The organism is Limnospira platensis NIES-39 (assembly GCF_026000695.1).
GTDB lineage: Bacteria > Cyanobacteriota > Cyanobacteriia > Cyanobacteriales > Microcoleaceae > Limnospira > Limnospira platensis.
Window position 1 is genome coordinate 638126 of sequence record NZ_AP026945.1, and the last position, 24948, is coordinate 663073.

The 24948-nt window shown below is 41.0% G+C and carries 26 protein-coding genes and 2 pseudogenes; 2 read left to right on the plus strand and 26 right to left on the minus strand.

Going from position 1 to position 24948, the window contains the following annotated elements; genetic code table 11:
• Positions 1 to 23 precede the first annotated feature (23 nt).
• From N39L_RS03295 to sat, 14 genes and pseudogenes are all read right to left on the minus strand, one after another.
• The gene (locus N39L_RS03295; protein WP_231852083.1) at positions 24 to 425 is read right to left on the minus strand and encodes an HNH endonuclease family protein; all 402 of its coding nucleotides are present in this window, start codon (positions 423 to 425) and stop codon (positions 24 to 26) included.
• Positions 385 to 762 carry an HNH endonuclease family protein gene (locus tag N39L_RS03300; RefSeq protein WP_014274295.1) on the minus strand — a complete coding sequence of 126 codons (378 nt, stop codon included), beginning with the start codon at positions 760 to 762 and terminating at the stop codon, positions 385 to 387. The genes N39L_RS03295 and N39L_RS03300 overlap by 41 nt, the downstream gene beginning before the upstream one ends.
• Positions 763 to 2079, minus strand: a complete 1317-nt coding sequence (locus tag N39L_RS03305) for an AAA family ATPase (RefSeq protein WP_014274296.1) — start codon at positions 2077 to 2079, stop codon at positions 763 to 765. It lies immediately after the preceding gene.
• Between the two features lie 3 nt (positions 2080 to 2082).
• Positions 2083 to 3273 (minus strand): restriction endonuclease subunit S, encoded by a 1191-nt coding sequence (locus N39L_RS03310; RefSeq protein ID WP_014274297.1) that lies wholly within the window; start codon positions 3271 to 3273, stop codon positions 2083 to 2085.
• Positions 3270 to 5315, minus strand: a complete 2046-nt coding sequence (locus N39L_RS03315) for a type I restriction-modification system subunit M (protein WP_006620318.1) — start codon at positions 5313 to 5315, stop codon at positions 3270 to 3272. Before N39L_RS03315 ends, N39L_RS03310 begins: the two co-directional genes overlap by 4 nt.
• Positions 5316 to 5679: 364 nt before the next feature.
• Entirely contained in the window at positions 5680 to 7065 is a 1386-nt protein-coding gene (locus N39L_RS03320; protein ID WP_014274298.1) for a S1 family peptidase, read from the minus strand.
• A gap of 102 nt (positions 7066 to 7167) precedes the next feature.
• Positions 7168 to 7294, minus strand: a pseudogene (locus tag N39L_RS03325) (S-layer homology domain-containing protein); the annotation flags it as partial.
• Positions 7295 to 7486: 192 nt separating this feature from the next.
• Entirely contained in the window at positions 7487 to 7939 is a 453-nt protein-coding gene (locus N39L_RS03330) for an S-layer homology domain-containing protein (protein ID WP_006620321.1), read from the minus strand.
• Positions 7940 to 7986: 47 nt separating this feature from the next.
• On the minus strand, positions 7987 to 8901 hold the full coding sequence (locus tag N39L_RS03335) for a S1 family peptidase (protein WP_006620322.1): 915 nt from the start codon (positions 8899 to 8901) through the stop codon (positions 7987 to 7989).
• A 43-nt stretch (positions 8902 to 8944) separates the two neighbouring features.
• A complete protein-coding gene (locus N39L_RS03340; RefSeq protein ID WP_006620323.1) occupies positions 8945 to 9577 on the minus strand; it encodes a COP23 domain-containing protein in 633 nt (210 codons plus the stop codon).
• A 1110-nt stretch (positions 9578 to 10687) separates the two neighbouring features.
• On the minus strand, positions 10688 to 12553 hold the full coding sequence (locus N39L_RS03345; protein WP_006620324.1) for a response regulator: 1866 nt from the start codon (positions 12551 to 12553) through the stop codon (positions 10688 to 10690).
• A gap of 116 nt (positions 12554 to 12669) precedes the next feature.
• Complete coding sequence (locus N39L_RS03350; protein ID WP_014274301.1) at positions 12670 to 15018, minus strand: caspase family protein; 2349 nt, start codon at positions 15016 to 15018, stop codon at positions 12670 to 12672.
• Positions 15019 to 15115: 97 nt separating this feature from the next.
• A complete protein-coding gene (locus N39L_RS03355) occupies positions 15116 to 15349 on the minus strand; it encodes a hypothetical protein (RefSeq protein ID WP_006620326.1) in 234 nt (77 codons plus the stop codon).
• Positions 15350 to 15644: 295 nt separating this feature from the next.
• Positions 15645 to 16823 (minus strand): sulfate adenylyltransferase, encoded by a 1179-nt coding sequence (gene sat / locus N39L_RS03360; protein WP_006620327.1) that lies wholly within the window; start codon positions 16821 to 16823, stop codon positions 15645 to 15647.
• Between the two features lie 291 nt (positions 16824 to 17114).
• Between sat and N39L_RS03365 the strand changes: the two genes are divergently transcribed.
• On the plus strand, positions 17115 to 17567 hold the full coding sequence (locus tag N39L_RS03365; protein WP_006620328.1) for a hypothetical protein: 453 nt from the start codon (positions 17115 to 17117) through the stop codon (positions 17565 to 17567).
• A gap of 265 nt (positions 17568 to 17832) precedes the next feature.
• A complete protein-coding gene (locus N39L_RS03370) occupies positions 17833 to 18048 on the plus strand; it encodes a hypothetical protein (protein WP_006620329.1) in 216 nt (71 codons plus the stop codon).
• Between the two features lie 864 nt (positions 18049 to 18912).
• On the opposite strand, the gene N39L_RS03375 is transcribed toward N39L_RS03370, so the two are convergent.
• From N39L_RS03375 to N39L_RS03430, 12 genes and pseudogenes are all read right to left on the minus strand, one after another.
• Positions 18913 to 19263 carry a hypothetical protein gene (locus N39L_RS03375; protein ID WP_014274304.1) on the minus strand — a complete coding sequence of 117 codons (351 nt, stop codon included), beginning with the start codon at positions 19261 to 19263 and terminating at the stop codon, positions 18913 to 18915.
• Positions 19256 to 19540 carry a hypothetical protein gene (locus N39L_RS03380; protein ID WP_014274305.1) on the minus strand — a complete coding sequence of 95 codons (285 nt, stop codon included), beginning with the start codon at positions 19538 to 19540 and terminating at the stop codon, positions 19256 to 19258. Before N39L_RS03380 ends, N39L_RS03375 begins: the two co-directional genes overlap by 8 nt.
• Positions 19541 to 19558: 18 nt before the next feature.
• The gene (locus N39L_RS03385; RefSeq protein WP_231852085.1) at positions 19559 to 19837 is read right to left on the minus strand and encodes a hypothetical protein; all 279 of its coding nucleotides are present in this window, start codon (positions 19835 to 19837) and stop codon (positions 19559 to 19561) included.
• A 62-nt stretch (positions 19838 to 19899) separates the two neighbouring features.
• Entirely contained in the window at positions 19900 to 20121 is a 222-nt protein-coding gene (locus tag N39L_RS03390) for a hypothetical protein (protein WP_014274307.1), read from the minus strand.
• 12 nt (positions 20122 to 20133) lie between these two features.
• On the minus strand, positions 20134 to 20715 hold the full coding sequence (locus tag N39L_RS03395) for a hypothetical protein (RefSeq protein WP_014274308.1): 582 nt from the start codon (positions 20713 to 20715) through the stop codon (positions 20134 to 20136).
• Positions 20712 to 21332 carry a hypothetical protein gene (locus N39L_RS03400; protein WP_014274309.1) on the minus strand — a complete coding sequence of 207 codons (621 nt, stop codon included), beginning with the start codon at positions 21330 to 21332 and terminating at the stop codon, positions 20712 to 20714. The genes N39L_RS03395 and N39L_RS03400 overlap by 4 nt, the downstream gene beginning before the upstream one ends.
• Before the next feature lie 82 nt (positions 21333 to 21414).
• Positions 21415 to 21804: a hypothetical protein gene (locus N39L_RS03405; RefSeq protein ID WP_231851946.1), complete on the minus strand. Its 390-nt coding sequence runs from the start codon at positions 21802 to 21804 to the stop codon at positions 21415 to 21417.
• Between the two features lie 640 nt (positions 21805 to 22444).
• Positions 22445 to 22850 (minus strand): annotated as a pseudogene (locus N39L_RS03410) (DUF1064 domain-containing protein).
• Positions 22840 to 23193 (minus strand): hypothetical protein, encoded by a 354-nt coding sequence (locus N39L_RS03415; RefSeq protein ID WP_014274312.1) that lies wholly within the window; start codon positions 23191 to 23193, stop codon positions 22840 to 22842. Before N39L_RS03415 ends, N39L_RS03410 begins: the two are co-directional and overlap by 11 nt.
• Positions 23194 to 23305: 112 nt before the next feature.
• Entirely contained in the window at positions 23306 to 23770 is a 465-nt protein-coding gene (locus N39L_RS03420; RefSeq protein WP_014274313.1) for a hypothetical protein, read from the minus strand.
• 193 nt (positions 23771 to 23963) lie between these two features.
• Positions 23964 to 24623, minus strand: a complete 660-nt coding sequence (locus tag N39L_RS03425) for a hypothetical protein (protein WP_014274314.1) — start codon at positions 24621 to 24623, stop codon at positions 23964 to 23966.
• Between the two features lie 75 nt (positions 24624 to 24698).
• Positions 24699 to 24944 (minus strand): hypothetical protein, encoded by a 246-nt coding sequence (locus tag N39L_RS03430; RefSeq protein ID WP_014274315.1) that lies wholly within the window; start codon positions 24942 to 24944, stop codon positions 24699 to 24701.
• Between the last annotated feature and the right edge of the window lie 4 nt (positions 24945 to 24948).

Below are 24948 nucleotides of genomic sequence, written 5' to 3' on the forward strand. Positions count from 1 at the left end.
AATTGATTCCAAGATAAATGGGGTTATATTAGTTGTCTTGCAACTTGTTCAATAGCCAAGCAAAATTGACGAAATTTCCCCTCTTCATTCTTTTGGGAATATAAGCCATTAGCAATTTTCTGGATATCTGAGGCATCTAATTCAATATCGATAGGGAATATTGCTTCATCAATAGCTGCCTTTCTTAAGTCTATCAATCGCTGATGATTTAACACTAATTTTTCAATCGTTATTTGTGCCGCAGTGTCTTGATGATTTGTAGCTTGGACTTTCCCAAAATCATCAAACTTGAATCTGTCTTCACAATCTAATTGTAACGGTGTTACAAAATTGTCACGTTCATACCAATTCTCTTTAGCGTGCGCTCCAAAAGGACATTTCTTGCTATTCTTGTTTTTTTTTGCTAGGTTGATTAAGTTCATCATATTCATCATTCTCATCCTCTTGAGATTTATAATTTCTACCGGGATAAGCAGTTACAAGATTAAAATAGTTGACATCTTCATAATTTTTCTCATTTCGACATATAGAATAGGGCTTGAGGTGTTCAATGTGGGAATTTTCAGTATCAATCAAGATCCCTGTATAACAACATAGAAAGCCTTGCTCCTTTAGTAGATGCTCTTTCACATCCCTTTTAACATCGCTTGGCACGTCATCATAGTAGTCGCAACCAAGGCGATTTCCTTCTTCATCATATTGGTTGTTAAACCAGGAACGTAATTTTTCAGGTTCTTGTTCTTTTTTGATGTACTTCATCATTTATTTCCCTAATAGTCTGATCCGATCAATGCGAGTTTGCAGGCGTACCAATTCAGGAAAGTTTCCTAATTCACGGAGACTGTTGATTTGTTCAGTCGCTTCTGGAAAATTCCTCTGTTTAATCAATGATTCTATCTTTTCTAGGGTTTTTTGCGTGTTTATATCACGCTCAGGAGTTTCCATAAGAAAGCGTAAAATCCAATTACTATCCATACCCAAGGATTGGTCAGGAATATAGGGTTGTTTATCTTGGTCTAGAATAATAATATTTTCTGGTTCAACTTCTCCAATCATTTGCGGTGAATGAGTGGTGGCAATAAATTGGCAGTTTGGAAAGATTTCGGTCAGTTTGTGGACAACCATGCGTTGCCAGCGTGGATGTAAATGTAAGTCCAATTCGTCAATTAAGATAACGGCTTTTCCCTCTCGCAAAGGATCTTCTAACTTTGGGTTAGCTACTATCAAACGTCGTGCTATATCAAGCACTAATACCAATATTCCTCGTTCTCCATCTGAAAGCTGATGAATATCAAATTGCGAGCCATATTTATCTACCTTTAAAGTGCTGATTCGATGTTTACCTGACTGAGAAACCGCCCTGAAATTCATGCAATTTTCTAGAAAATAAGGTATGGCATTTTGTAGTAATTCAAGGTGTCTTTTAGCCAAAACATTATTATCTGATATAGATACAGAATGTTGTGTTAACATCCAGTCGGCAAATTCGCCAATATTCAACTGTCGAGAATTGAGGGCCTGAGCAAATGCAAAACGTTGACCGCCAGCAGTTTTTTGCTTAGAAATATTTGCTTTAACAATTGAGGATCTGGTTGTAGAAAAATATAGCGCCAGTGGTTGCTCGACAGCATTTTTAATCTCTTTTGAAATCGTTTTAGGGGTTAAATCATGCCGAAATTGTAAATTGTAAGGTTCATTAGCAGAACGTCTTTCTTGAATTCTTCTACGGCGATCCTTTAATAATTCTATTGCAGATTCTTGAGAAGTATTTTCAGCATATTTTTCTAATTGTTCAAAAACCAAATATTTAAACGCAATACCTGAAGCATCAAACCTAAGTTCCGCAGAAAATGAATCCCGACCAATCTGGATATCTTCTTCTCTATTAAAACTATCGCGTTTATTTCTAGATAAAGTGATATCGGGTAATACTTGTGAAAGCATAATTCGGATCACATCAAGTATTGTAGACTTACCTACTCCATTGATCCCAACAAGCAGGTTCATTCCAGACTTAAATTCAAATTCAGCCTGTTCAAAGCCTCGAAAGTTAGTGAGTGTAAGCTGGTTGATCTGCATAAGTTACTCCTTAGTTTGAATTTGTCCTGTGACTGCTGCTGTAATTAATGAGGTTCGACGTTCTTGTAAAAGGGTTATAGTATCCCTAACTGCCGACCTTAATTGGTTGATTTTAGCTGTTTCTTTATCGAGATAATTGGCGATCGCTTTTTGTTCGGATAGTGGAGGCAACTCTATCGACATTTGGCTGAATTTTTCCACCGTAAAATGAGCAATTGTTGCCTTATTACAGAGAACATCTAGCCACCTTTGTGAGATTGCATGGTTAAGCAAATACTTCAAAAAGTTTACATCTCCTGTTGGTTTGGGCCGCACGAGATGCAGAGCATTTTGAATTATACAGTTGTCTGGAGGTTTACTTGAAATAATTGCAGAACGTCCGATTTCACCACCTTCACAAACTAAAAGATCGCCTTTTATAACATTAAGATTTGCAATTTCCCAAGGGTTTGCCCACATTTGGGGTAATTCATTATCCATTAAAATTCTATCAGACTGAACGTGCTGTGATTTTAAGTAAGGGACTTCAACATCTTCTAGAGAGTGGGGTTCATTTTGAAGCATTTTGCCCAGCGTAATCTCATAATGGTGCTTTATTTTAGAACATTTCCAATGTTTAGGAATTTTCCCTATCCACTCAACACCAGAATCACGCATCGGAACATCAGGATTTAACCCACGAGTGACAGTATGGGTGATGAGGGCACGACGTTTTTCGTCTAATAATTGCAATAATCGTTTTTTGGCTTCAATTAGTTGGTCGATTTTAGCCGTTTCTTTATCGAGATAATGTGCGATCGCTTTTTGTTCACCAAGTGGAGGAATAAAAACTTTTTTTGCATAAGCATCATCTCTACTAAGTCCCGGGACTGCTGCTTCATCTGTACCTTGATCTAAATTGAGTGTTTGCAATAGATAAAATAACCATCTTAAATGATGATGTGTAGTTGTTGCATCAATAAAGAAAGTTGTGTCAGAAGCAAAACACGGATGATCTGACCAATTTACTTTGCCATAGGAGCCTTTCCGCCCTACTATAATTACAGGAGCCTGAGTATTTGCTCGCCCATAGTTATCATACGCTCCATTAGAACCGAAAACTTTGAAATCCCCCTCTCGTTCTTGATCTTTAGGAAGGGCATCACCATAAGCAAAATGGGCCACATATTTGAGCTTTGCTTGTAGCCAAGTCATGCTGTTACCTCCCTCAACAACTTAATAATCTCCTCTTCCATCTGTTTAATGTCTGAATCAATTTCCGCCAATGGACGAGGTGGCGTGTACTTGTAAAAATAGCGATTGAAATTAATTTCAAAAGCACTTCTAATTTTAGCGCCATCTGCCCAAGCATCGGAAACATGGGGTTCAACTTCCTCCAGAAAATAACGGGTCACTTCATCTTGTAAATTAACATTTTCAAAATCCCGCAGCTTTGAGTCTGGCTCATACATCAGTTCAATTTTTTTACCAGCCACTGGGAACCAACCCCAAACACGAGCATAAGGTTCATCCTTAGCCTTCCGTTGTTTTAAAATAACGGGTTCTGCCTCCGGTTCTCGTTCCGTAAAAACATCTCGAAATAGCTTTTGTTCCGCCTTTTTCCAACGACTACTCCGCTGTTTTAATAAATCGTTCATTAACCGATCGAACTCATTCCAATCCGGACGAGGTTCGCGCCCTAATTGTTTGTCTATCGCCTGAACATCCTCTAATAAATGGGGAACACCATCAAGAAAACGAAGTTTTCGGTCTGTATCCATCTGATACAGTAAACGTAGGGGTCGCTCAATGGGAACGCGGTTATAACCGAAATCCTCATTCTTAAAAATTTTGCTGGTTTCCGTTTCTACAAAATTTCCATATTCCTGCACCACAATGGCGATATCTTCTTCACCCATATACCGGCGTTTATCCCCTAAACTCCGTCGCATCGGTTGCCAACGGTGACGTGCATCAATCAGTTGAATTTTGCCTTGACGGTGTTTCTGCTTTCGGTTGGTGACAATCCAAATATAAGTTCCAATACCCGTGTTATAAAACATCTGTTCGGGTAAGGCGACGATCGCCTCTAACCAATCGTTTTCAATAATCCACTTGCGGATTTCACTTTCACCGCTTCCCGCACCCCCTGTAAATAGAGGAGAACCATTAAAGACGATCGCCAGACGAGAACCCTTTTTATCGCTGTCTGGTTGATAGGGTTCAAACTTGCTAATCTGATGCTGTAAAAACAACAGGGAACCGTCATTAACCCGGGGCAAACCCGCCCCAAACCGTCCGGCAAAACCAAATTTTTCATGTTCTCGTTTTACGTCCTTTTGCTGTTTCTTCCAATCCACACCAAAAGGAGGATTTGCCAAAAAATAATCAAAGGTTTCGCCGGAGTATTGATCGTCAGTTAGGGAGTCTCCAAACTGAATCGCACTTTGTTCGTTGCCTTTTATCAATAAATCAGAAGCGGCGATCGCATAAGCCCGGGGATTAAAATCCTGCCCAAAAACCCAGAGTTGTGCTTCTTTGTTATTTTCTCGTAGATAGTTTTGGGATTCCGATAACATCCCCCCGGTACCACAAGCCGGGTCGAGCAATCTACAAATAACAGGTTTGGTCAAAATATCATCATCGGGGTCGAATAAAATATCGACCATTAACCGGATGACTTCTCGGGGGGTAAAGTGATCTCCTGCGGTTTCATTGGCGAGTTCATTGAAACGGCGGATTAAATCTTCAAAAATCGACCCCATTGCAATGTTATCCACTTGGTTAGGGTGTAAATTAACATCACAAAACTTGGAGACGACTAAATAAAGAATATTCGCCTCATTCATCTTTTCAATTTCGGCGGTGAACTCGAAGCGTTCAAAAATCTCCCGGATGTTTTTTGAAAAACTATTGATATAGGTCACCAAATGTTTGTCAATGTTATTGGGATCGCCCTTTAGCTTTTCAAAGGTAAATTCAGAACGATTGTGAAAGCGAAAGTCTGGCCCTGCTGCTTTATTGAGCATGGAGTCAAGGGCCTCATCTTTGAATCGATCCTTACATTGCTGATATTTGTCTAAAACATCCTGTTTGGTGGGTGCAAGTATGCAGTCAAAACGACGCAAAACCGTCATCGGTAACATGACCCGCTCATATTGTGGCGGTCGATAGGGCCCCCGCAACAGATCGGCAATTTGCCAAATGAAGTTAGAAAGTTGCTGATGATCTACGGTTGTATTTTGGGTATGGAGCATTACGCTCTCCTCTGTGATCATGTGAATAACTCAATCTCTAATCTGCGAATAAAATTACAACTCTAAATCTGAAAATTTTATAAAGAAAATTTTATAAAACCCAGAGGGCGATTCACTCGGGCAGCGGGCCCCCCATTGAGTCCGCCAGACTGAGAGCGATCGCCTTGAGTTTTTAGATATGATGATGGCAGATCACATAATCTGAAAAGCAATAGGGGATATCCTGAACTAGGTTTAATAGTAGCTTTAAATGGTGCGATCGCTCAAATTCAGCTAGTAACAGTTTATGATCGCGTCCCTCTCCCCCCCCCTGAGATTCTGATTTAGGGTGAGGGTAATGTTTTAAGTGACTTCCCGGCTGTATCTACCACAGCAAATTATTATTATTAGAAAGCGATTCAACCTCCCGTTGAAGTTCCTCAACAGATTGCTGAATAAAATCAAAATTTTCTAGAGATATACCTCCTTCAGGCAGACTTTTAGAAGCTACTTCTTTTAAGCCATTCATACAGCGATTGATATCCACGATAAATTCACCACGAGTAGCCACACGACGGGGTCTAAAGGTGCCGTCATGAAAGGCTCCCATGCAACCATATTGACTGATGAATTGAATAGCTTTATAAGCTGGGTCATTAGGGCTAATCTCAAAGAATTGTTGATAGTCTACTCCTCTCAAAGTATCAGCATTTGGATAAGTAACCGCACTGGCAAATTCTGAGGGGTTGGCGGGAGGAAAACGCAGGTCATTTTTTAAGCTATATTGTGCTTCCCGTTCCTGTACATCGATAAAATCATTGATTTTAATTCCCAAACTTATATCAACACATTGAGGGCGCTCATGCTCCTGGCCTGAGCCATGCACGCCGATCACTTCTCCGCGATCATTGAAGACAGGACCACCACTCATACCCGTGGCTGTCTCAGCCGTGTAACATAAATTATAATTGCCATTCGGATCAGCAGGGTCAATAATTTGTTGAAGTTCTCCAGCTCTCAAAACACGGGTTCGATCTTGGGATGGGTTGCTTGGTAAAGGCCAACCTGAAACAAACACAGGTGTTCCAACTTTAGTTGTGTTGGCATCTCCAACCACTGCAACGGGATAATTGTTATTGCTTTGAAAACTGATTAAAGCTAAATCATAACCATCCACCGTTTTTTTCTGAGGATTATATTCCCCAAAGCGGGTTACTGTATCCTTTGTGGTATCCTTTTGACCCAAATCAAGATAGGGGGGCAGCTCATTTTCAACTTGATGCAAATCGCCATCGTGAGTCCGAATAGCATACTTATTACGATGTGGCACAACATGTTGATTGGTCAAAACATAGTAAGTTGCATTTCTGCGGGCTACAATTACGCCGGAACCAGCTTCCCTGAACTGTACACCACTTTGTTCCAATTTTTGACGATTTTCGATTTGCCCACCCACAAAAACTGTGACCGCCCTAGCAATGGAGTTAATGTCATTTTCGGAATAATTAGCTGCTAGGATTATCGGTTCTCTCTGGTTTTCCAAGATAGGGGAAGGGGTACTGGCATCGCTGCGAATGGTACTGATAGCAAGAAAAATACAGAGGCTGGCGATCGCAGCTATTACCATGGTTGGCCAATTTTTTAGATTCAGTTTAAACATGATGTTTTCCGTAATGTTTAAATCAGTGGATCCCCAGCAAATATTAAAAAACGTCTGGCTAATTAACTGGGGTAGAGCTTCGCCGTTGATTGACTTGTTGTTGTAAGGCATCAATCCTATTTTGCAAAGCAGCCACTTGGGATTTAGTTATCCCATGCGTTCCGCTGGTTGTTAGATTTTGCTCCAATGAATTCATGCAGGAACTCAGATAGACTGCTAGTTCAAAGCGAGTTAAGGCTCTATTGCCTCTAAAGGTTCCATCCGGGAAGGTGCTAAAGCAATCATAACGCTCAATTAGAGATTGTAAGGATTGAAAGTAGAAATCCGTAGGTTGAACATCAACAGGCAAATTTTGAGCCTTGGCTGGGGGGTTTGATGGTACAATTAGCAGCCCAAATACCGCTAGTACAACTACAAAAATTGCACCAAAGACAGCTAGTTTAAACTTGGATAATTGCGATCGCAGCATAATAGACAAGCCAAATAAGAACAGCAAAAAATCTGGATCAGCTCACATGGGAGCAAGATTCGGTTAAGGACTTCCCTGCTGTAATTCTCGTATAGACTCTTGGAGAGCTCTAACAGATTGTGCAAGTCGGTCTAAATCCTCTGGTGTGGCTAAATCGGACTGTGTACTATCTAGCTCTGATGTTTCTAATATCCTTCTGATAAAGCCTTCAAACCATTGAGCTACTTCACCTCGTCTGACTGCTCGATTACCACGAAATGTCAAATCAGGATAAGCGATCGGCATTCCTCGATCCGCTAAAGATTGAACCGCCATAAATGCCGAATCCGTTGGCTGAACATCCGATAATTGACTCACCGATGTAACATAAATTTGATCAGTTGTATGAAATTGAGTGTCCGGCTCGACCTCAGACTGTAGAGCTGAGATTGGGGCTATTGTGGCGAGAATAATTACCAACAAACTGGTCAGAACCGCTAAAAGTCCTAACCTAATATTCCAGTTGTTTTTAACCATAATTCCTGGGATGATGAATGGCTAACAGAAACTTAAATTTTCTCTGGTCATTGATTCTGACGCATGGGTGTCGCCGGTAAAGAGGGCTGAGTCGGATCGGTGGAAAAGGGGCGACCAGTCGGCCTAGGTTCCAAGGGTCTCTGAAAGGCAGAAATTGGCACAGCCCAGCTCAAGGGCGACATATACTCATAGAGTTCGAGTGAGGGCAAAGTTCCATCGGTGAAACGAAATGTCTCAATTCCATGAATCGTGACCCTGCCACGTCCGTGAATCCCAATCAGTTCACCGTCAGCATTCAAGACCGGCCCACCACTCATGCCTTGAATGGTGGCATTAGTATAGGCAAGCTGATAGCCACGTTGCAAGGTCAGACCCGATAACCGCATGGATAGATTTCCAGTTGTGAATCGAAAAGCTCTTAGTCCCCAATCATGGGTAATATGCAGACCACCATCATCTCGGGGTTGATAGTTGGGGAATCCTGCCACATAAATTGGTTTTCCAATCGAAATATCTTCAGAATTCCCCAAAACCGCAACTTGATAAGGGTTTGAGCTTGTAAACTCCACCACAGCCAAATCTAAGCCCTGCAAACCCGACATTGGCCGACGTCGCCCCCAATGGGTTTTACCATCGGGAGTCAAGATTTGATAGGTCTGATCTTGACTCCCGCTAACAACAACATGGTCGCAGGTGAGAACTGTATAGGTTCCCCCTTGGCGGTCAATGATTACCCCAGACCCAGCTCCCTGATTTTTCAAAATTCTGACCGTCACCTGTTTGGCTACCTGGAGGACAGAACTTTCTACAGATGGTGATGCGGGGGGTAAAGGATTTTGAACCATAGACTCAGCTATCTGTTGGTCAAAGGCTCTCAACCCGGAAGTGTTTGCTAAGACCAGTCCTGCTGCGAGCAAGAACCCGACCCAAAATTGCCGAGATTGAAGGTTAGATTTAGGCATCACAATCTTAAAAAATTAAGGGGATTTGGAGTTGATAAATTGACTAAAAAACTACGGGCGGATCGTTGGGAGGACGAACAGGAGGACGCACAGGATCGGGAGTGGTTACCGGGTTACTATGACCCCCGCCTCGCCTTCTGGCTTCGTCTAACTCCCGCTGAACCAGTTCGCCGAATCTGACAGTGGTTCGACGCACGCTTTCTTGACCCGGTGTTCCTTCGCTCATAGGATTAGCCCCCATCTTGAGAAAGTTACCCAGAAACTCACCCGCACTGCGACCAGGAGAAATAGTTACTAAAAGGTTATTCGGGTTGCAAACGGAACTGCTATTGTTTGTCCAGCAGACGACATCATAGCCATTAACGCTTCCAGTCGTTAACAACAGATTACTCAGAAGCCCTCCACTCTGAGCCACAGCCCTGGTTAAACGTTGACTGACTATCTCACAGCGATTTTGGGGTGTATAGCCACCTGCTATAAAGGCTTGACTATTCCAGGTGATCAGAGGTTCACTTTGGTGTCCGGTACTAGCTACAGCAATGGTGGCATAACCGTTTCCGGCTGGAATACATCGAAAGGTGGTATTGGCAACAGCCGGTTGACTGGTGAGAGCCACGGCTGCTGAGACGGTTACACCAGCCATTGATAAGTTTAGCAATATTTTGGCTTTAGACATTATGGTTTACTCCACAACGCAACTTCCCAATCCGATGGGTTTTCCTTCAGAGTCGGGAATTAATTTTTAGGTAGAATGCAATAGTCTATAAAAATCACACCATGCAAAAAAGTTCGCCTGAATACATAATTGGATTTGGATAGAGTTCCAAATCTCTATACCTGACTACACCTCATATCCTAGCATGACATAGCTTGAATACAATAGTACTGATCAGTAAATTTATAAAATGTTACAAACCTTCATGGTTCTTGATAAGATTATCACATTCATTAAGAATCGTTGAATCAGCTTGTATAAACAGAAATATATTTAATCACAATTTGTGTTAATGTCTTCAACTGGGTTGTGGAGGTTCCCCCCCCAGTTGATCATCCTTATAAAAATGTCTTTACAGCAGGGAAATCACTTACTTAAAACATTACCCGCACCATAAACCCTTATTCCCCCCGGGATAGGGACGAGGGAAATCATATTGCATGATGACTGAAAGGGTTGTAAGTTTATAATCATCTGATGTAATCGCTCACATCGACATACTAAAAAATCATAAATTGTAGCTTGGGAAACCCAACCCCAGCCTACAGATAATCACCCCACAGATAATCTGAAAAGCAATAGGGGATGTGTTTAACTAGGTTGAAATGGTGCGATCGCTCAAATTCACCCACTCCCAACTACTCCCCGCAGCCTCCCACCTCAACAACTTAGGCGTATTTACAACTCACCACAGCCAAAGTCGTCACCCTCCCAGACCGCCAAAAAAGTCAGGCGGTATCAGAAGATGCTACCTGAAATCGATAAACAGACAGAACTATTGGGAAAGGTTGGCCATAATCAGGTAAGGGTGTGGGCTTTACAAATTTTGGATATCATCTTATAAGTTCCTTATATTTTGCTGGTACTATGCTACATAGACCCTGATATACAGCCCAGTCTACCCATATAGAGCTGGTACCTAATAGTTTAGGAAACCAAAAGCCCTCAAGGGTTCATGCCCTTTCTGGGTGAGTAGGAGACCTAAATATCTAGTCCCTAGTGGGCTGGAAGTGGGGGCTGGGTTTTTCTTTCTGACAATCTCGGTCAGTAGCTGCGGCTATGATGGATAACTCACCTAGACTGTTTTCGGATCTGTTTAACTTTTCTTCTCAGTTGCGATCGCTCAATACGAGCCATAACGCGGGTGACTAATTCTGGGCCCATAATTGGTTTAGTAATAAAATCATCTGCGCCAGCTTCAAAAACCCTTTGGATCATATCAGAACTTTGATGTCCAGTGACCACCAAAATTGGTAACTCTTCCCAAGCCGGGTCTTGTCGGACGACCTGACACAAATCCAAACCCGTATAGGTAGGTATTTGTACATCTAAAATTAATAAATCCGGGAGAGTTTGGGTTAGGACTTGCCAAAATTGGTTAGGTTCTCTCAAGCAAATCATATCAAATCCCCAGGGTTTGAGGATATTTCGCAAAACTTGCAAACAGATAGGATCATCTTCTACAATCAGAATCCGAGCATCTCGGCTGGGGGGTTTGGGGAGAACTTGTACGATCGCTTCAAAAATGTATTGAGGCGTAACGGGTTTGTGCAAAAATCGTCTAGCCCCCAAACGCGCTGACATAATACGTTCCGACAGGTTATCCTCATAAGTAAAAATCAAAATAGGAATTTCCGGGAAACGTTGTCCGATGTTCTTGAGGAAATCAAATCCTGTCAAATCTTCCTCTGACAAATGGGGGTCTAATAAAATCGCATCAGGGAGAGTTTTGGTCAGCCACTGTCTAGCATTAGTCAAAGTGGAAACCGCGTCTATATTTAAGTTCCAAGCGCCAGCTTGACCTTGTAATTGTTCCGCTAAACTTCGATCAGCATCAATCAGCAAAATTTGATTAGATGAAGCACAAATTTGGAAATATATCGGTTGAGGAGACTGGTTAATTTCATGACATAATTGGCGTATTTTTTCTTGAATTATACTGATATTTTTATATTTATCTGATAAGCCATCATCATAGCTCAAGCAGTTTTCGATATCACGGGCTAATTCCGAACCTCGTTGATAGCCAAAAGAACCCAAACTTCCCGCTAAATTATGAGCAATTTCTTGAGCCTTTTCCCTGGCAATTTCTGAGATAGAATCATCCGAATAATTGATTAAAAACATGGTTTCTAAAAAGCCGACCTCTTCGTCAAAGGAATTCTGATATTTAGCCAAAATCTCCTCAATATTATGGTTAGATCGAGGGATTAAAGACGGTGAGTTATCCAGATATTCTGCCTGATTAGATTCAGTTTCTGGGGGTGGATTTAAGCGATATCCCAAGCCATAAATAGTCGCGATAATATCTGTAATCATCCCCGCATCTTTGAGAGTTCGGCGCAGGTCTTTAATTAAATTAGTGACCGCATATTCGCTGGGTTCATTATCAAAAGACCAGAGTTGATCGATAATATCCTGACGGCTAAAAATCCGCTGTGGATTTTTCAGAAATAGCAACAGTAAATTATAGGCTTTTGGCTTAATATCAACAGGCTTGTTATCATAATAAACCTGTGCAGAAGTTTCATTAACCTGCAAGTTTTCCCAGGTAAATTGTAATGGTAATTGTGGCAAACTTTTCCTTCTTAATAAGGCTCTAATTCTCGCCAAAACTTGAGACGGGCTATAAGGTTTAGAAACAAAATCATCAGCGCCAGCATCTAATCCGGTAATAATCTCCTCATTAAGATTGCGTACAGTTAAAAGCAAAATAGGTTTGAGAAAACCTTGCTCGCGCAATTGACGACAAATTGCTAGTCCATTGATTCCGGGAAGCATCCAGTCAAGGATAATTAAATCATAATTCCATTCTAAAGCGAGTTCCAATCCGGTATGACCATCAACCGCCAAGTCAACAATATAGTGATAGGCTTTTAACTCGTCAATCAGAGGAACAATTGCATTTCTATCATCCTCAACAATTAAAATTTTCATGAACATCTCCTACTGATGCTATCATCAACTCTCTAACCCTGACTAACAAGATAGGAAACCGGATAGAAAAAAGAAATAACTGTCTACTATATAAGTATCTCAACTCCTGACAAGTTTTACACAACTCGACAGACAAAGTTAAAGGTAGCCCAAGCATTAATATCTAGGGCAAGATTATCAGTAGAAATCCCAGAACGTTCAACTCCTAGTTTACTAGCTTTTGCCAAATCCTCCAATACAGACCGGGAAACTTCCCAAGGATTTGACAGCAATTGCAGTCTATTTTTTGAACTGATGGAAGTTTGCTTTAAACCACGACTAATAGCTGGTAAAGTCTGAGTAAAAGGGTAATGGCTAATAATCAGATAGGTTTCAATCAACCCAGCCGGACCCCGCACCAATTCTCCTAGGGTTTCGGTGGTGCTAGTTCCGCCATTAACATTAGCTGGGGGAATACTCATAGTTTTTCCCCCTTCTACCCGTAAAACCTGGGGTAAAATCATAGAACTGTCTTGAGTCTCAACTATGGGAGGTCTAGTAGCATCATAAACGTATGTTTGACCACGACTGTCAAACAGAAACATGATGAAATATAATGGGAGTTCACCATTATTCTGTAATTGCATCTGAATACGACTCTCCTTTGGTATAGTCGGTATACCAAAGGTCTCGGAACGGTGTGCTACCGCTGGGGTAGAATTAGCATTATTTGGGCTGGTTAGGGTGAGTTGATCACTTCCCTGATGGGATAAATCAGGGGTTTCTCGTTTAGCGATCGCCCGTGACTGGGGAGTTAACATCCCTAGGGTAACTTTGGCTTTGAGTAAGTCAGAACGTTCATTTTCCGTCAGTCGTAGCAACTTAGCAGCTAATCGAGTTTTCAATTGAGGAACTAATCGTTGTACGGCGACTTTGACAGCCTCTCCACCTTCTCCTGCTGTATCGGGAAGCACCACCTGAGCGGGGGAAAATAGACCATAATGCCCTTGGAATAATGAATTCATCGAGCTACTCGGATTTTGAGCAATAGTAGTATCGCGTACAGCGCTGAATAGATAATCAATGGGTTGGTCGTTGCTAGTGATAGAGATATGATCAATACTAGACAAGGCACTGGTTGCATCGACCCTTTCAATGCGATCGAGTTTAGAATCAAGACCAATTTTTAAGTTAATGTGGCGAGGTATAACCCGAATAGTCTCTTTAATAAATTGGCCGGACTGAACCACAGGTGACTTGATACCACCCACTTCTAATATTCTCACCTCAGCGGTAGCGTGCAATGAGTTAGAGCCGCGAATTTGGAGTTTTGGCTGCACCTTAGCTTCTGTACTCTCAGTGTTTGATACAATGGTAAATAGGGAATTAATTTCTCCCGATTCCAGAACACAGCCAGGTAAACCAGCCAGTAGCAATTCCGTACTTTTGCCATCCCCAGTCACAGCAGTAACAATTCCATCGACTGGGGGTGATGTTAGCGGTAGATTAATCATGGGTGGTTGATCATCTAACGTAATTCTAACTTGACGCTGAAGCTGAGGTTGCTGGTTCGGTCCGGTAATACGTTCTACCACTCCGGCTACACGACCTAGAGTTTCTTTGAAGTCTGAGGTGGCTGTCGCATTCCAGAGAGTTTGAGTAAGGTTATAGGTAAACAATCCGGCGCTGAGTCCAGACCAAGTGGTTTCTGTAGCCATTTCGGTGGGTTTGCTGGCTGCTAAGACTATACCAGGAAGTTCTCCGAGGCGACGTTGTTCTAGTTGTTCGGGGTCGATTTGGTAGCGCTGTAGTAATTGTTGTTGTCGGGTAATGGTGCGATCGCTAATTTGGCTAGAATTGGGGCTGGCTGCTGATCGGATTCTCAGGACTCCCTGTTGAGAATAACCAGGATAAGCATAACTGGTATCAAGAATTGTGATGACTTGTTGAGTTTTCAGCGATCGCAGTAATAGCCACAGGGTATCCTCCATAATATCGTTAATGGGTTCTCCATTATGGTCTGGGGTGACATCAACGGGAATTAGGGAATGTTTAATAGTAGCCGCGTCAGGGTTTTGATTAGCATCAGCCATACAACTGCCATAGCCGCTATAATGAAAAACCACCAAATCCCCTGGTTTAGCTTGGTTAATTAGATGTTCTATAAAGCTAGTTTCGATATTTTCCCCCGTCGCTTCCTTATTAGTAAGGGTAAGGATATCTGAGGGGTTAAATCCAAATCTACCGATTAACAGTTCCCGCTGTAATTCTACATCCGTGACGCATCCTGATAGGGGTTCTATATGGCGTTGGGAGACTTTCGGATATTGATTGATACCCACTAGCAGAGCCAGTTTCCGATGATTCGGTTCTGCTAAAGCCCTATGGTAGCGATCGCCAAGTTGCCACCAAGCCGCCTCACTAAGTCCCAACCCTGCCAGTAGCATACTCGATCTTTTTAGAAATTGCCGTCGCTTTAATGCCATGATCTATTATTCCTAATCCATCTATCCCTGAAACTTACTCAAACTTATTCACTAGCAAAATTTACCAATTTCTGGAAATCAAAAACATCACTAATTCCTAGATTTTTGAACCCAGGATCACATCATCATGGTGAGCCATACTCCAATTCATCCATAAATTAATTAAGACTGACCACGGACTGTAAATATAGCCATTATCGCGGCTTTTTTTAAGAAGAATAAATGCTATAAATAAAATTTTATATGCCTCCACTGCTATTAACTGTTTGAAGGTTGGCATTTCTCGCTGATTATTTATGGCAATTTTAGTGTAAAAATTGTCAATTTTCATTCGTGTTAATTACTCTCCTAATTGTCGTTTTGTATCACTCCTATAACTAGATAATATCGCGGGAAACACAAAGATTATTTCCTAGACATGAAAGCCTCAATGTTCTTATTATTCATAACTAGAGACCTGAGAACCTGCCACCGAGATGGTTTGACAATAACCTGATGAGTTTCCCACCGATTAAATTCGGTTGAGCCCTAGCATAGGATATATTTTATCCTAGCGCGTCTTCTGCAATTGTCGATAATTTTCTACTCCCCCCTCCCAGAGACGGGGATAGGGGGATTTGGTGAAATTATGCTTCTGAGGGAACCCTCATCGCCTTAATTAGTTCCGCCGCCACTTCTGGACGAGAAAACTCTGGGGGTGGCAATTCTCCCCTTCGCAGCATTTCCCGAACCTTGGTTCCCGATAAGTGAATCCGTTGTTCTGGGGTACTGGGGCTAGTTTTACTGGTAGCCATACCCTTAGTCAATGTGCAATAGAAAGCGTGTTCAAACTTCATGGGAGTAATACCCAATTCTGCCGGTTCAAACTCATCAAAGATATGCTGGGCATCATAGGTTCCATAATAGTCCCCGACACCAGCATGATCACGCCCGACAATAAAGTGGGTACAGCCGTAGTTTTTGCGGACCATAGCATGAAAAATCGCTTCTCTCGGTCCGGCATAACGCATAGCAGCCGGATTAATCGCTAAAATCACCCGATTTTTAGGATAGTAGCGTTCCATCAAGATTTCATAACAACGCATCCGCACATCAGCCGGGATATCATCAGACTTAGTAGCCCCAACCAGAGGATGGAGAAATAGACCATCAACAGTTTCTAGGGCGCATTTTTGAATATACTCGTGGGCGCGGTGAATAGGGTTGCGAGTCTGAAATCCAACAATGGTTTTCCATTCCCTTTCTCGGAATAGTGAACGACTATCGGCTGGGTCAATTTGATAGTTGGGGAACAAAGGGTGTGATTCTCGCTGGAGTAACCACACAGGACCGGCGAGATTGACCGGACCTTGGTCATAAACTACCTTGACTCCCGGATGTTTGTTATCATTAGTGCGATAGACGTGGATGGCTTCGTGTTCTTTATCGTAGGTGTATTTTTGGGTTAGTTCCAGAACTCCCACAAATTTACCCTTTGGTGAGTCCAGACGGATTAGGCTACCTTCCGACAGGTGCGCCGCTTCCTCTTCGGTGACGGATAGGGTGATGGGAACAGACCAGGGCAGTCCGTTACTCAGTCGCATATTATGGACGACATTGCTATAGTCTGCCTGTTCCATAAACCCGGTTAGGGGACTGAAACCGCCGATCGCAATTAGTTCTAAGTCCGACTGCGATCGCTCGTCAAGTTGTACTCTGGGGAGAGTATCGGCTTTTTCTAGGAGTTCGGCCCGTTGTTCGGCACTGGCCATGCGATTAATTAGCTTTCCACCGTGGGGCGCAATAGCATCTTGATGATGAGTCAAGGGAACCTCTAATGGTTAACTACAGATTGAATTAAATCGATTCAGTTTGATTCAATCTCCTATTTTACCTTCTGCTGTGACTTAATATTGGCGCTCTACCTAAGTTACACTACTCAGGGTCCTACCTGGGAACTTTACGATCGCCAATATCGACTATAAACTTGGTCAATCCTATTGACAAAATGATACTATATATGTATGGGTAAATGAACCCGGATTTTCGTTAGTCTGAAACCGTAATCATTTCCCATGGGGGTGTCAATTAATCTTAAAATTATGGAGAATTGAGTAATGAAGGGTATTTTGGTTCTGACAACATTTCTAATGGCGGGAGGGTTACAACTGCCTGCTGACCAGATGGTTGCCTATGCTAATTCTACTCAACAAGCTACTATAGGAGAAACGGGATTTGCGATCGCTAATCGTAATAATGATGATTGGCGGCGACAGTTTGAGAGGGATTTTGAAGAATATAGCCGGCGGCGACATGAGCAGCTAGAATCGGAAATGCGAGATGAGATGAACAAGCCCCACAATCAGCGTTTGTCTCAAAGCCAAAAAGAACGGGTGATTCGAGAAGCCCATGAGGAATTAGAACGCAGCCTCAGTCGTGAGAAAAAGGAATGGGAAAAGCGCTATCGCGACAACTTTGAAAAAATGCGCGATCGCCAAGACCGCTATAATCGCGGTTACCGCTATAATCGCCATGATCGTTATAATCGCGATGACCGTTATAACCGCTAATACCTAGGTAATTGATGGATAATGAAACCCTCTAAATCTGGCTCTCCCGAACTCTGGGAGAGGGCTGGGGAGGGTTTGGTGATGTGGTAGCCTTGAAAAAATAGGTCGCCCATACTGTGGGTATAGGGCGGGTTGGGCAATCTTTTCTGTGGGAATTGAGGATTGACAGCAGAACCCGCCCCGACATCATGGTTAATGTGATGTTCAATTGTCCATGGTCTAGTATATACTGGGTGGGATGGTGGAAACTTGTAATTGATTGAGAATGGAACGTTCTAAAGTAGTTGCCTATATTACCGGAGCCATTTCGATTATTTTAGCGATCGCTTATTTGTTATTGGTGAGCATCCTAGACTTCCGTGGAGAAATGCTCCCCGCCCCCCAAAGCCAAGTCACCGGGGAGATCTCAATAGCCTCCGTTTCCATTTCTAGTGAAGCAATGCACCCAGGGGGCGGAAGTCAAACCGGATTCTATGGGTAGCCACAAGGCTGGCTGGGGCTTTTTTTGTCGGACGGAGACATTAGGGCGCTTTGATTGCGCCACAACGTGTTAACTATAAACCCTTATCCTAACAGCGATAGCGGGTTATTACTCAACCCAATAACTATGCCTAGTTACTCAAATGTTACTCATAACCTAGTCCTAGCACAGGAAAATAATTCTGTCAACGGTTGATTACTCAGTCAATAAGCACAACTTAATCAATCTGTCAAATACCCATACCACCCCCCTAACCAAACACCGATAAGGTAACTCTCTCGTGATACCCGTCAATGGCAAGCCTATCGGTTCGTTACGAACCATTGACTGCTATCACATCGGTCGCACCCCTAAGAGTGTTTGTTTCGGTTATGGGGGGAGGGTATGGCTCAAATTTCAAAACCCATAGGGGTAGTCAGATTATTAGTGAAATATTGAGGAGCCTACTCACTACCAACAAAATGCGATCGCATTATCTAATCATCACCCCGCTGAATTCAGTTCACTACCAACATAACGCGTTTCAACTGGTGACTTGTTTGGGGATGGTAGCCACTACCCACATAATCCTAGACAATTGCTTTACCAGCGACATCGGTTATCCACATAATCCTCAGCAAGTCTCCAATTTTTGGTGGTAATCATCCCGTGCGGAACCCAGTACCCCTAATAGACGGGTTAAGGTTTTGGCTTAGGGTGTTTATTGTGGGTAAATTAGAGGCAAGCATTCATATAAACCATTTTCAGGCCTGAAAATACAGGCCTGAAAACGAAAAATATGAATGAACCCCTACAGTCAGAAACCATAGGGGGCCATTTAAGTTATTGAGTTAGGGTTAGCTGTTAGGTGTTAGGGTTTAGGGTTTAGTACAGGAAATGTCGTTTTGACACCTCCCCGCTAATCTTACACTTAGTAACCATAGCGTTAGCTACGTCTATTAACTTGTCTACAGTAACTTGGTCAGATTTTCCAACGTAGATGTGATGATTGACGCTACCATCCCACCCTTTGAGGTTCCAGTAGGTGAAACCATTAATTGAGACTTTTTTGCACAACGTAAATCGTTTACCATTAACCTCCACTGAAAAGGATTTATGGGTTTCTAGGTATTTAAACCATTCTAAAGAACCTACTTCGATACAGATATTACCATGACCTACCAGAAACCCTTTGTAAGACCCTGTTAGTGTGACTACCGGGAGTAGCTTAGGCATGAAAATCACCTCCCAGTAGGATATCGCTGTTATAGCCGTTAATGTTGAAATCAGAGGCAATAATGCCTGGTTGAGGTTGAGAGATAATTGGATACTGAGATTCTACCCATTTTTCGTGTACCATCATAAAATCAATAGCAGCGTTATGAGCTATTTCGGCTAATGTCACCCTAGTATCCTGATTGGAATAGGAGATATCTCGTGACATCATTTGAATGTAAATCTCCCTAGCCATTTCTGCAATAACCATCATTTTTTCTTGTTCAAACTCATTCATGGCTTTATTTCCTATTGATTAATTGAACTTGTGATCATCATTATCGGGGTGATTTTGATTATTGTTGTGTTCTGTAATTTTTGCATCAAGCAAGGCTTCAATACCTTTGAGTAACTCGATTTCCGCGTTTAAAAAATGCCTGTGGATTTGAATAAATTCGACAATTTCATCAAATTGTTCAGATGTGATAGCAAGTTCTACTAAGTCAAGTAATCCTACCGCGTTAGGGTTTAATCGATTACTCATGTAGCTATATTCTACTAAGTTTAATCCGGGTGTACTTAATTTGATTGACATGGTTTTATCCTTTGATAGTGGTTAAGTTGTGATAGTTTAACGTCATTTCGGAAGGGTTTAAATTATTCGATTTTGGTTAGTAAATGCTGAATATAATTAAGCTGTTTGAGCGATAATTGTTTTTTCGCTTCTGCTAAGGATAACTCAACCTCGCAATCATCTAGTATTGAAATTAACGTTTCCTTAGCGTCTTCTTTATTAGCGTTGTAGACTGTAGTATCTACCATTTGTTTAAATGTTTTAAACCGTGCCTGTATAATGGCATTTGTGTTGGTTTGAGTCATTTTTTTGGTCTCCTATATGATGTGTTTCCAAACATTTTTGCCGTTCTGATTAATCATATTATATCCTCTATTTTTCATTAGATTAGTCAACTCTGAAACATTAACGCGACTATCAAGATATCCATCTGTTTTGGCTCTCTCAATGGCTTCTTTTAACGCTTTCGGGTCGATATCAGTTACAACCTCGTCGGTTAACTCAGGACATCCCGCGTTAATTGCCTGGTTATTTTGTTTCATTTTTGCCTCAATACCTTGAGTGATAAAACTGTCTAAAAATTGTTCAGTACCTGATGATATAGTCAAGATTTTTTCATTAACAAAATCCCAGTAATCATTGAAGCGTTTAATTGATTCATTGATAGATAATTGATAAATCAATGAATGGGTGACAATAATTTCACTTGATAACCTAGCGTTAATGATATCTTTTTTGTGTTTCTGTAGTTGTTTTTTGACCTTGCTGTATTGATTGCAGTTATCGATATCTCTCCAGAAAATTTCTAATTGAGATGATAATTTATCAAGCGTAATATCCTCTACATCGTTTAAATCACTTAACTCGTAACCATTGCCCCTATATTCCTCTGATGTCATAGTCTCTTTTTAAACCATATAGGAAACATCCGTCTTTTGAGTTCGTTTAACTCCCAAAATGTCCACAATGAATGTATTGAATTAATCACCTTTAAAGCGAAAGCATCAAATACCATGTTAGTTCCCGGTGTCTGACTACTGATGGTTATTCGGCTATTTTTGCGGTTTAACACCTTGAAAAGCGATAACATATTCTCATTTTCAATTAATAATATAGGGGTGATATCTTCCCATACCAATATAAAATTTTTCTCAAATTCACATTGAAGGGGGTCATAAAATCGTTCATGTTGTATCTTGTTTCTCAGTGAAGCGAAAGTGCTATTAGCAAGCACCGAGGTTGTCTTGTATAGTTCAGATGCTACGGTAGCTACCTGTGACTTTCCAGTACCGCTAGACCCCCAAAGGAACAGGATACCAGCGGTAGACATTAACGTTACTGGAGACGCTATAAACGAGGCGATAATTGGAAACTGAATATCAGGATATGGTAGAACACAGACAGCCCGTAAAACAGACTCTAATTGCTCACCCAGGTTGCCTTCTGTGATTATTTCTTCTAGTTCAGATGACATTTGGCTTCTGATTAGCCTATAATCGATATAGTCGTCGGACATGGTACACTCCTATCGCTCTTGACTTGTTGACATGGTATGGTAGTTATTCCCCCCTAAATATTTAGGGGGGATTTATTTGTGACTACATTAATCGCAGTAATTCAATTAATGCAATTAATACATTAGAATCAAGTTGTTTAACCTTGTTATAAAGACTCTCAAAGCTAGGGTCACAATCCAAAACCTTAGCCCCTTCTGTTAACCTTTCCTCGAAGGTTTTGTATTTTGCCTTTCCATTAAATCCTGCTTTATTTTTAGTTTTGGATTCAATGAAAGCGTCAATATCTCCGATTGAGTAAGTAGCGAAAGATTGATTGAATGGATTAATACATTCAATTTCTAAGATATTAGAAATATCAGAGTTTAAATTATCGTCTCCGATATTTCCCTCTAATATCCTGTCAGAAGGTCTGACTGATGATTGACTTAGATTTATTGTTGCTGTAAACATCACAGAACCGTCTGTAAGCATTGAGTCACTTTCGACTATTTTAAGCAATGCGAGTTCTGGAGATGTAGGGGTGTATTCTCGTTTTTTGCCGTTATATTCAGTCTCGTATTTTTCAATATAAAACCGTACAGCAATTAATTCTTTATCACCTTGGGAATAACTCCAATCCCTATCATTGAAGTTAGAAAAATCCCCTGATACACCTTTCCCGAATATCCATAAATGAGGTGACTTAATTCGGAATTATGCATAATCAACAATTAGAAAGGTTGCCGTTTCACCGGGCTTAACTGCACTGCAATAACTAAATTTATCGTCCTGTTTTTTGCCGTAATATCCGATACTCATGATTAATTATCCTTTGATGATTGATTATGACGTTTGAAATTTTTTTGCATACCTCCCAAAATTGAGGGTTACCAACAATTGATACTCGTAGGCTGCCTTCATTTGTCAACCTTGCTGTAGCGTGACCTCTGTAGTCCCCCCTAGGGCTATAACAACCCATATAGGAATAAGCTAAATCAAGGATTTCCTGGGTTTTATGTTCCTTTATAGGGGTTAGTATCCGGTAGGCTATTTGAGTGGTTTCTGACTCAAATAGGTGTGGGTTATAGGTGGTGTTTATTAACTCACCGTCAATGGAAAATAACCCTGTAGTTTATTCATTGTTTGCCCTTGGAATTTCTAAGTTGTTTAAAATCTCCTGAAACTCGTCGATATTGATAAATGAGATGCCTTGCCATCGGTAGGATGTCCCCCTTATAACAAACCAACACTGATTGACTAAGCCAGGATTAAGGTACTGCAATAACTGCATTTTTAGCTTAAATGAATCAGTTAATACTCCCTTAACTTCGATGTAACGATTAAAGAACGGACTATAAAAATCTGGAATCCAGGTGATATTTTTCCAAGGTTTTTTGTTTTCAATTAACGTTAGTTTAGGATGCACAATTAATTGATTTATCGTATTTTTGTAGAAGGTGATAAACCCGACAATCAAATACACTTGGAAAATAATAGCCGTCTATTTTTTTTCCTCTGGCATTGTATTTATTTTTCATTTTTTGGGTACACTCCGAAAGATGTATTAGGATTATCAGGTTCTCTATCCCCGCCGTTTTCGGCTTGATATATATTCCATTCATCCCTGTAGAACTCTAGGGCTTCTGTACAAATTTCCTCAAGTTTTTCAGGATGTAATGGGATTAATTTTTTAAGAATTTCGCCTATAAAATAAGCAATAAAATCCTTATCAAACTTAACTAAAGTTGATGGCCACGTTATTCCTGACTTTCCACTGGAAATTGGAACTTTGATATATAGGGAATGACCGATATACATCAAGGGGGTTAACGCGATGTTTCGTAGGTTAAGCCTAACCTCGGACCAATGACGTGGTATCATGCTATAATTTCCTGATGCTTGTTGACTGCCACCTGGGTATTATTCATTTTCAGGACTGTATTTTCAGTCCTGAAAACAGATAATATATGGGTGGTTTTATTTTGGACTAGCCTTAATCTAACCAACTAGAAAATGGGTTGACTTCATTATCTTCATCCTCTAAATCACTCTCAGAGCCCAATAGATGGTCTTCTAGTGCATTAATATCATCCTGTATGGCTCCCGTAACCTTACGAGGTAGCTTTACTCCACCTGCTTTTAATAGCGTCAGGATTGCGTTGGTGACTCGTTTAAGTGTGGCAATCTCTGAATATGTCAGATAAAAGGTATTTGAGTTGATAATCTCCGACGTTTGGAGTTTGTTGGTCAATGATTGAATTAATGAAGTTTTGGGGTAAGGAAGGTAAGTATTAACCAACTCCAAAAACGCAGTAAATTGTTTAAACCGACTCAACGTCTCTTGGTATTCTGTAGGAGTCAATACTTTATTAGTATTGACATTAGTTACATTTTCTACAGTTACGCTACCTTCAATTGATTCTGTAACTGTATAGTTACCTTGCTCTTTTGAATTCACTGTATTTAATTAAAATTATCTTATCTAATTAATTTATTAAAAATAAACATAAATTATACAATTTATACTTATTTATAAAATAATCAAATATCACATTAAGTATATATAGAATGTACAAATAATAACAAATACAAAAAACCCGTTAATCCTATTTTGTGAGTTAACGGGTATATACTTAGTAACAAGTAGTCGATTATTTACCTTTACTGTTTTTGCCTTTACTTGGAGGGTTAGCAGGTGGGTCTCCTGATGCTAGATTAGACGCTTTAGTTTTTCCGGCCGTTAGTTCACCCAAACCAGTTAATGGATAATTAGCCTTATCAGGTATTTGATACCATTTATTGTGCGTTCTGAGTGATAATGGTTTTATAGTCCAATAATGCGCAAAAACATATAGCAAGCAGTTAATCGAGAAAATGTTAGGAACTTTTAAACTAATAAACCGCAACTTTTTTTCACCTGCGTTAGTTCCTGACGTTGTATAGGTACGCCAAATTCCTGGAGTTTGTTCGCCAGCAGGCCCTTCTACAAATACACGATAAAATCCTGTCTTTTTACCAACGCTATGACCTAATCCTGCTGGTACTTTTCGTCTATTAGCATTACTTGATGTATTACCACCTCTAGATGCGGGTCTCCAGATAGGTAACGCCCTGACTTCTGCGGGTTCATTACTCACTGTGTCTGAGCCTAAATTGTAAAGTAACAACATAGGCATAGGGATGACGTGTTTACAGGTTTTATCTACTGGAGCCTCAACCATCAGTGATATCCCTAGTTTAGTGCCTTTCGGTTCCGCTAGTTTAGCAAGAAATTTTTCTTTATATTTATCGAACGCATCACTTAACGGCATAATTTACCTCATTAATTACTGAATAAAGACTTAGGTAGACAACAATAGTGTTAATGTCTACCTAGTTAATGAACCCTAGTCAACAAAAACAGCAATGGCTTCTACATCGATAGAGCCATTAGTAGCATCCAAAACATCATCAGTAGGGATTGTTAGGGATACTGTCACAGCTCCAGTTGCCATGTTGCGGGTATAAGCTGTAACTACCGTTACACCATTAGGGTTTCTAGTTGCGTTTATTTGCGCTCTCTGAACCTGTTCAATAACTTCTAGCAATTGGTGTTCGAGAGTGGCACCATTAAGAGTTACGGGGCTTGCCATAGTC

Excerpts from the sequence above, each read along its gene's own strand:
- N39L_RS03295 (WP_231852083.1), bottom strand. The coding sequence starts at position 425 with ATGATGAACTTAATCAACCTAGCAAAAAAAAACAAGAATAGCAAGAAA.
- N39L_RS03300 (WP_014274295.1), bottom strand. The coding sequence starts at position 762 with ATGATGAAGTACATCAAAAAAGAACAAGAACCTGAAAAATTACGTTCC.
- N39L_RS03305 (WP_014274296.1), bottom strand. The coding sequence starts at position 2,079 with ATGCAGATCAACCAGCTTACACTCACTAACTTTCGAGGCTTTGAACAG.
- N39L_RS03310 (WP_014274297.1), bottom strand. The coding sequence starts at position 3,273 with ATGACTTGGCTACAAGCAAAGCTCAAATATGTGGCCCATTTTGCTTAT.
- N39L_RS03315 (WP_006620318.1), bottom strand. The coding sequence starts at position 5,315 with ATGCTCCATACCCAAAATACAACCGTAGATCATCAGCAACTTTCTAAC.
- N39L_RS03320 (WP_014274298.1), bottom strand. The coding sequence starts at position 7,065 with ATGCCTTACAACAACAAGTCAATCAACGGCGAAGCTCTACCCCAGTTA.
- N39L_RS03330 (WP_006620321.1), bottom strand. The coding sequence starts at position 7,939 with ATGGTTAAAAACAACTGGAATATTAGGTTAGGACTTTTAGCGGTTCTG.
- N39L_RS03335 (WP_006620322.1), bottom strand. The coding sequence starts at position 8,901 with ATGCCTAAATCTAACCTTCAATCTCGGCAATTTTGGGTCGGGTTCTTG.
- N39L_RS03340 (WP_006620323.1), bottom strand. The coding sequence starts at position 9,577 with ATGTCTAAAGCCAAAATATTGCTAAACTTATCAATGGCTGGTGTAACC.
- N39L_RS03345 (WP_006620324.1), bottom strand. The coding sequence starts at position 12,553 with ATGAAAATTTTAATTGTTGAGGATGATAGAAATGCAATTGTTCCTCTG.
- N39L_RS03350 (WP_014274301.1), bottom strand. The coding sequence starts at position 15,018 with ATGGCATTAAAGCGACGGCAATTTCTAAAAAGATCGAGTATGCTACTG.
- N39L_RS03355 (WP_006620326.1), bottom strand. The coding sequence starts at position 15,349 with ATGAAAATTGACAATTTTTACACTAAAATTGCCATAAATAATCAGCGA.
- N39L_RS03365 (WP_006620328.1), top strand. The coding sequence starts at position 17,115 with ATGAAGGGTATTTTGGTTCTGACAACATTTCTAATGGCGGGAGGGTTA.
- N39L_RS03370 (WP_006620329.1), top strand. The coding sequence starts at position 17,833 with ATGGAACGTTCTAAAGTAGTTGCCTATATTACCGGAGCCATTTCGATT.
- N39L_RS03375 (WP_014274304.1), bottom strand. The coding sequence starts at position 19,263 with ATGCCTAAGCTACTCCCGGTAGTCACACTAACAGGGTCTTACAAAGGG.
- N39L_RS03380 (WP_014274305.1), bottom strand. The coding sequence starts at position 19,540 with ATGAATGAGTTTGAACAAGAAAAAATGATGGTTATTGCAGAAATGGCT.
- N39L_RS03385 (WP_231852085.1), bottom strand. The coding sequence starts at position 19,837 with ATGTCAATCAAATTAAGTACACCCGGATTAAACTTAGTAGAATATAGC.
- N39L_RS03390 (WP_014274307.1), bottom strand. The coding sequence starts at position 20,121 with ATGACTCAAACCAACACAAATGCCATTATACAGGCACGGTTTAAAACA.
- N39L_RS03395 (WP_014274308.1), bottom strand. The coding sequence starts at position 20,715 with ATGACATCAGAGGAATATAGGGGCAATGGTTACGAGTTAAGTGATTTA.
- N39L_RS03400 (WP_014274309.1), bottom strand. The coding sequence starts at position 21,332 with ATGTCCGACGACTATATCGATTATAGGCTAATCAGAAGCCAAATGTCA.
- N39L_RS03405 (WP_231851946.1), bottom strand. The coding sequence starts at position 21,804 with ATGCTTACAGACGGTTCTGTGATGTTTACAGCAACAATAAATCTAAGT.
- N39L_RS03415 (WP_014274312.1), bottom strand. The coding sequence starts at position 23,193 with ATGATACCACGTCATTGGTCCGAGGTTAGGCTTAACCTACGAAACATC.
- N39L_RS03425 (WP_014274314.1), bottom strand. The coding sequence starts at position 24,623 with ATGCCGTTAAGTGATGCGTTCGATAAATATAAAGAAAAATTTCTTGCT.
- N39L_RS03430 (WP_014274315.1), bottom strand. The coding sequence starts at position 24,944 with ATGGCAAGCCCCGTAACTCTTAATGGTGCCACTCTCGAACACCAATTG.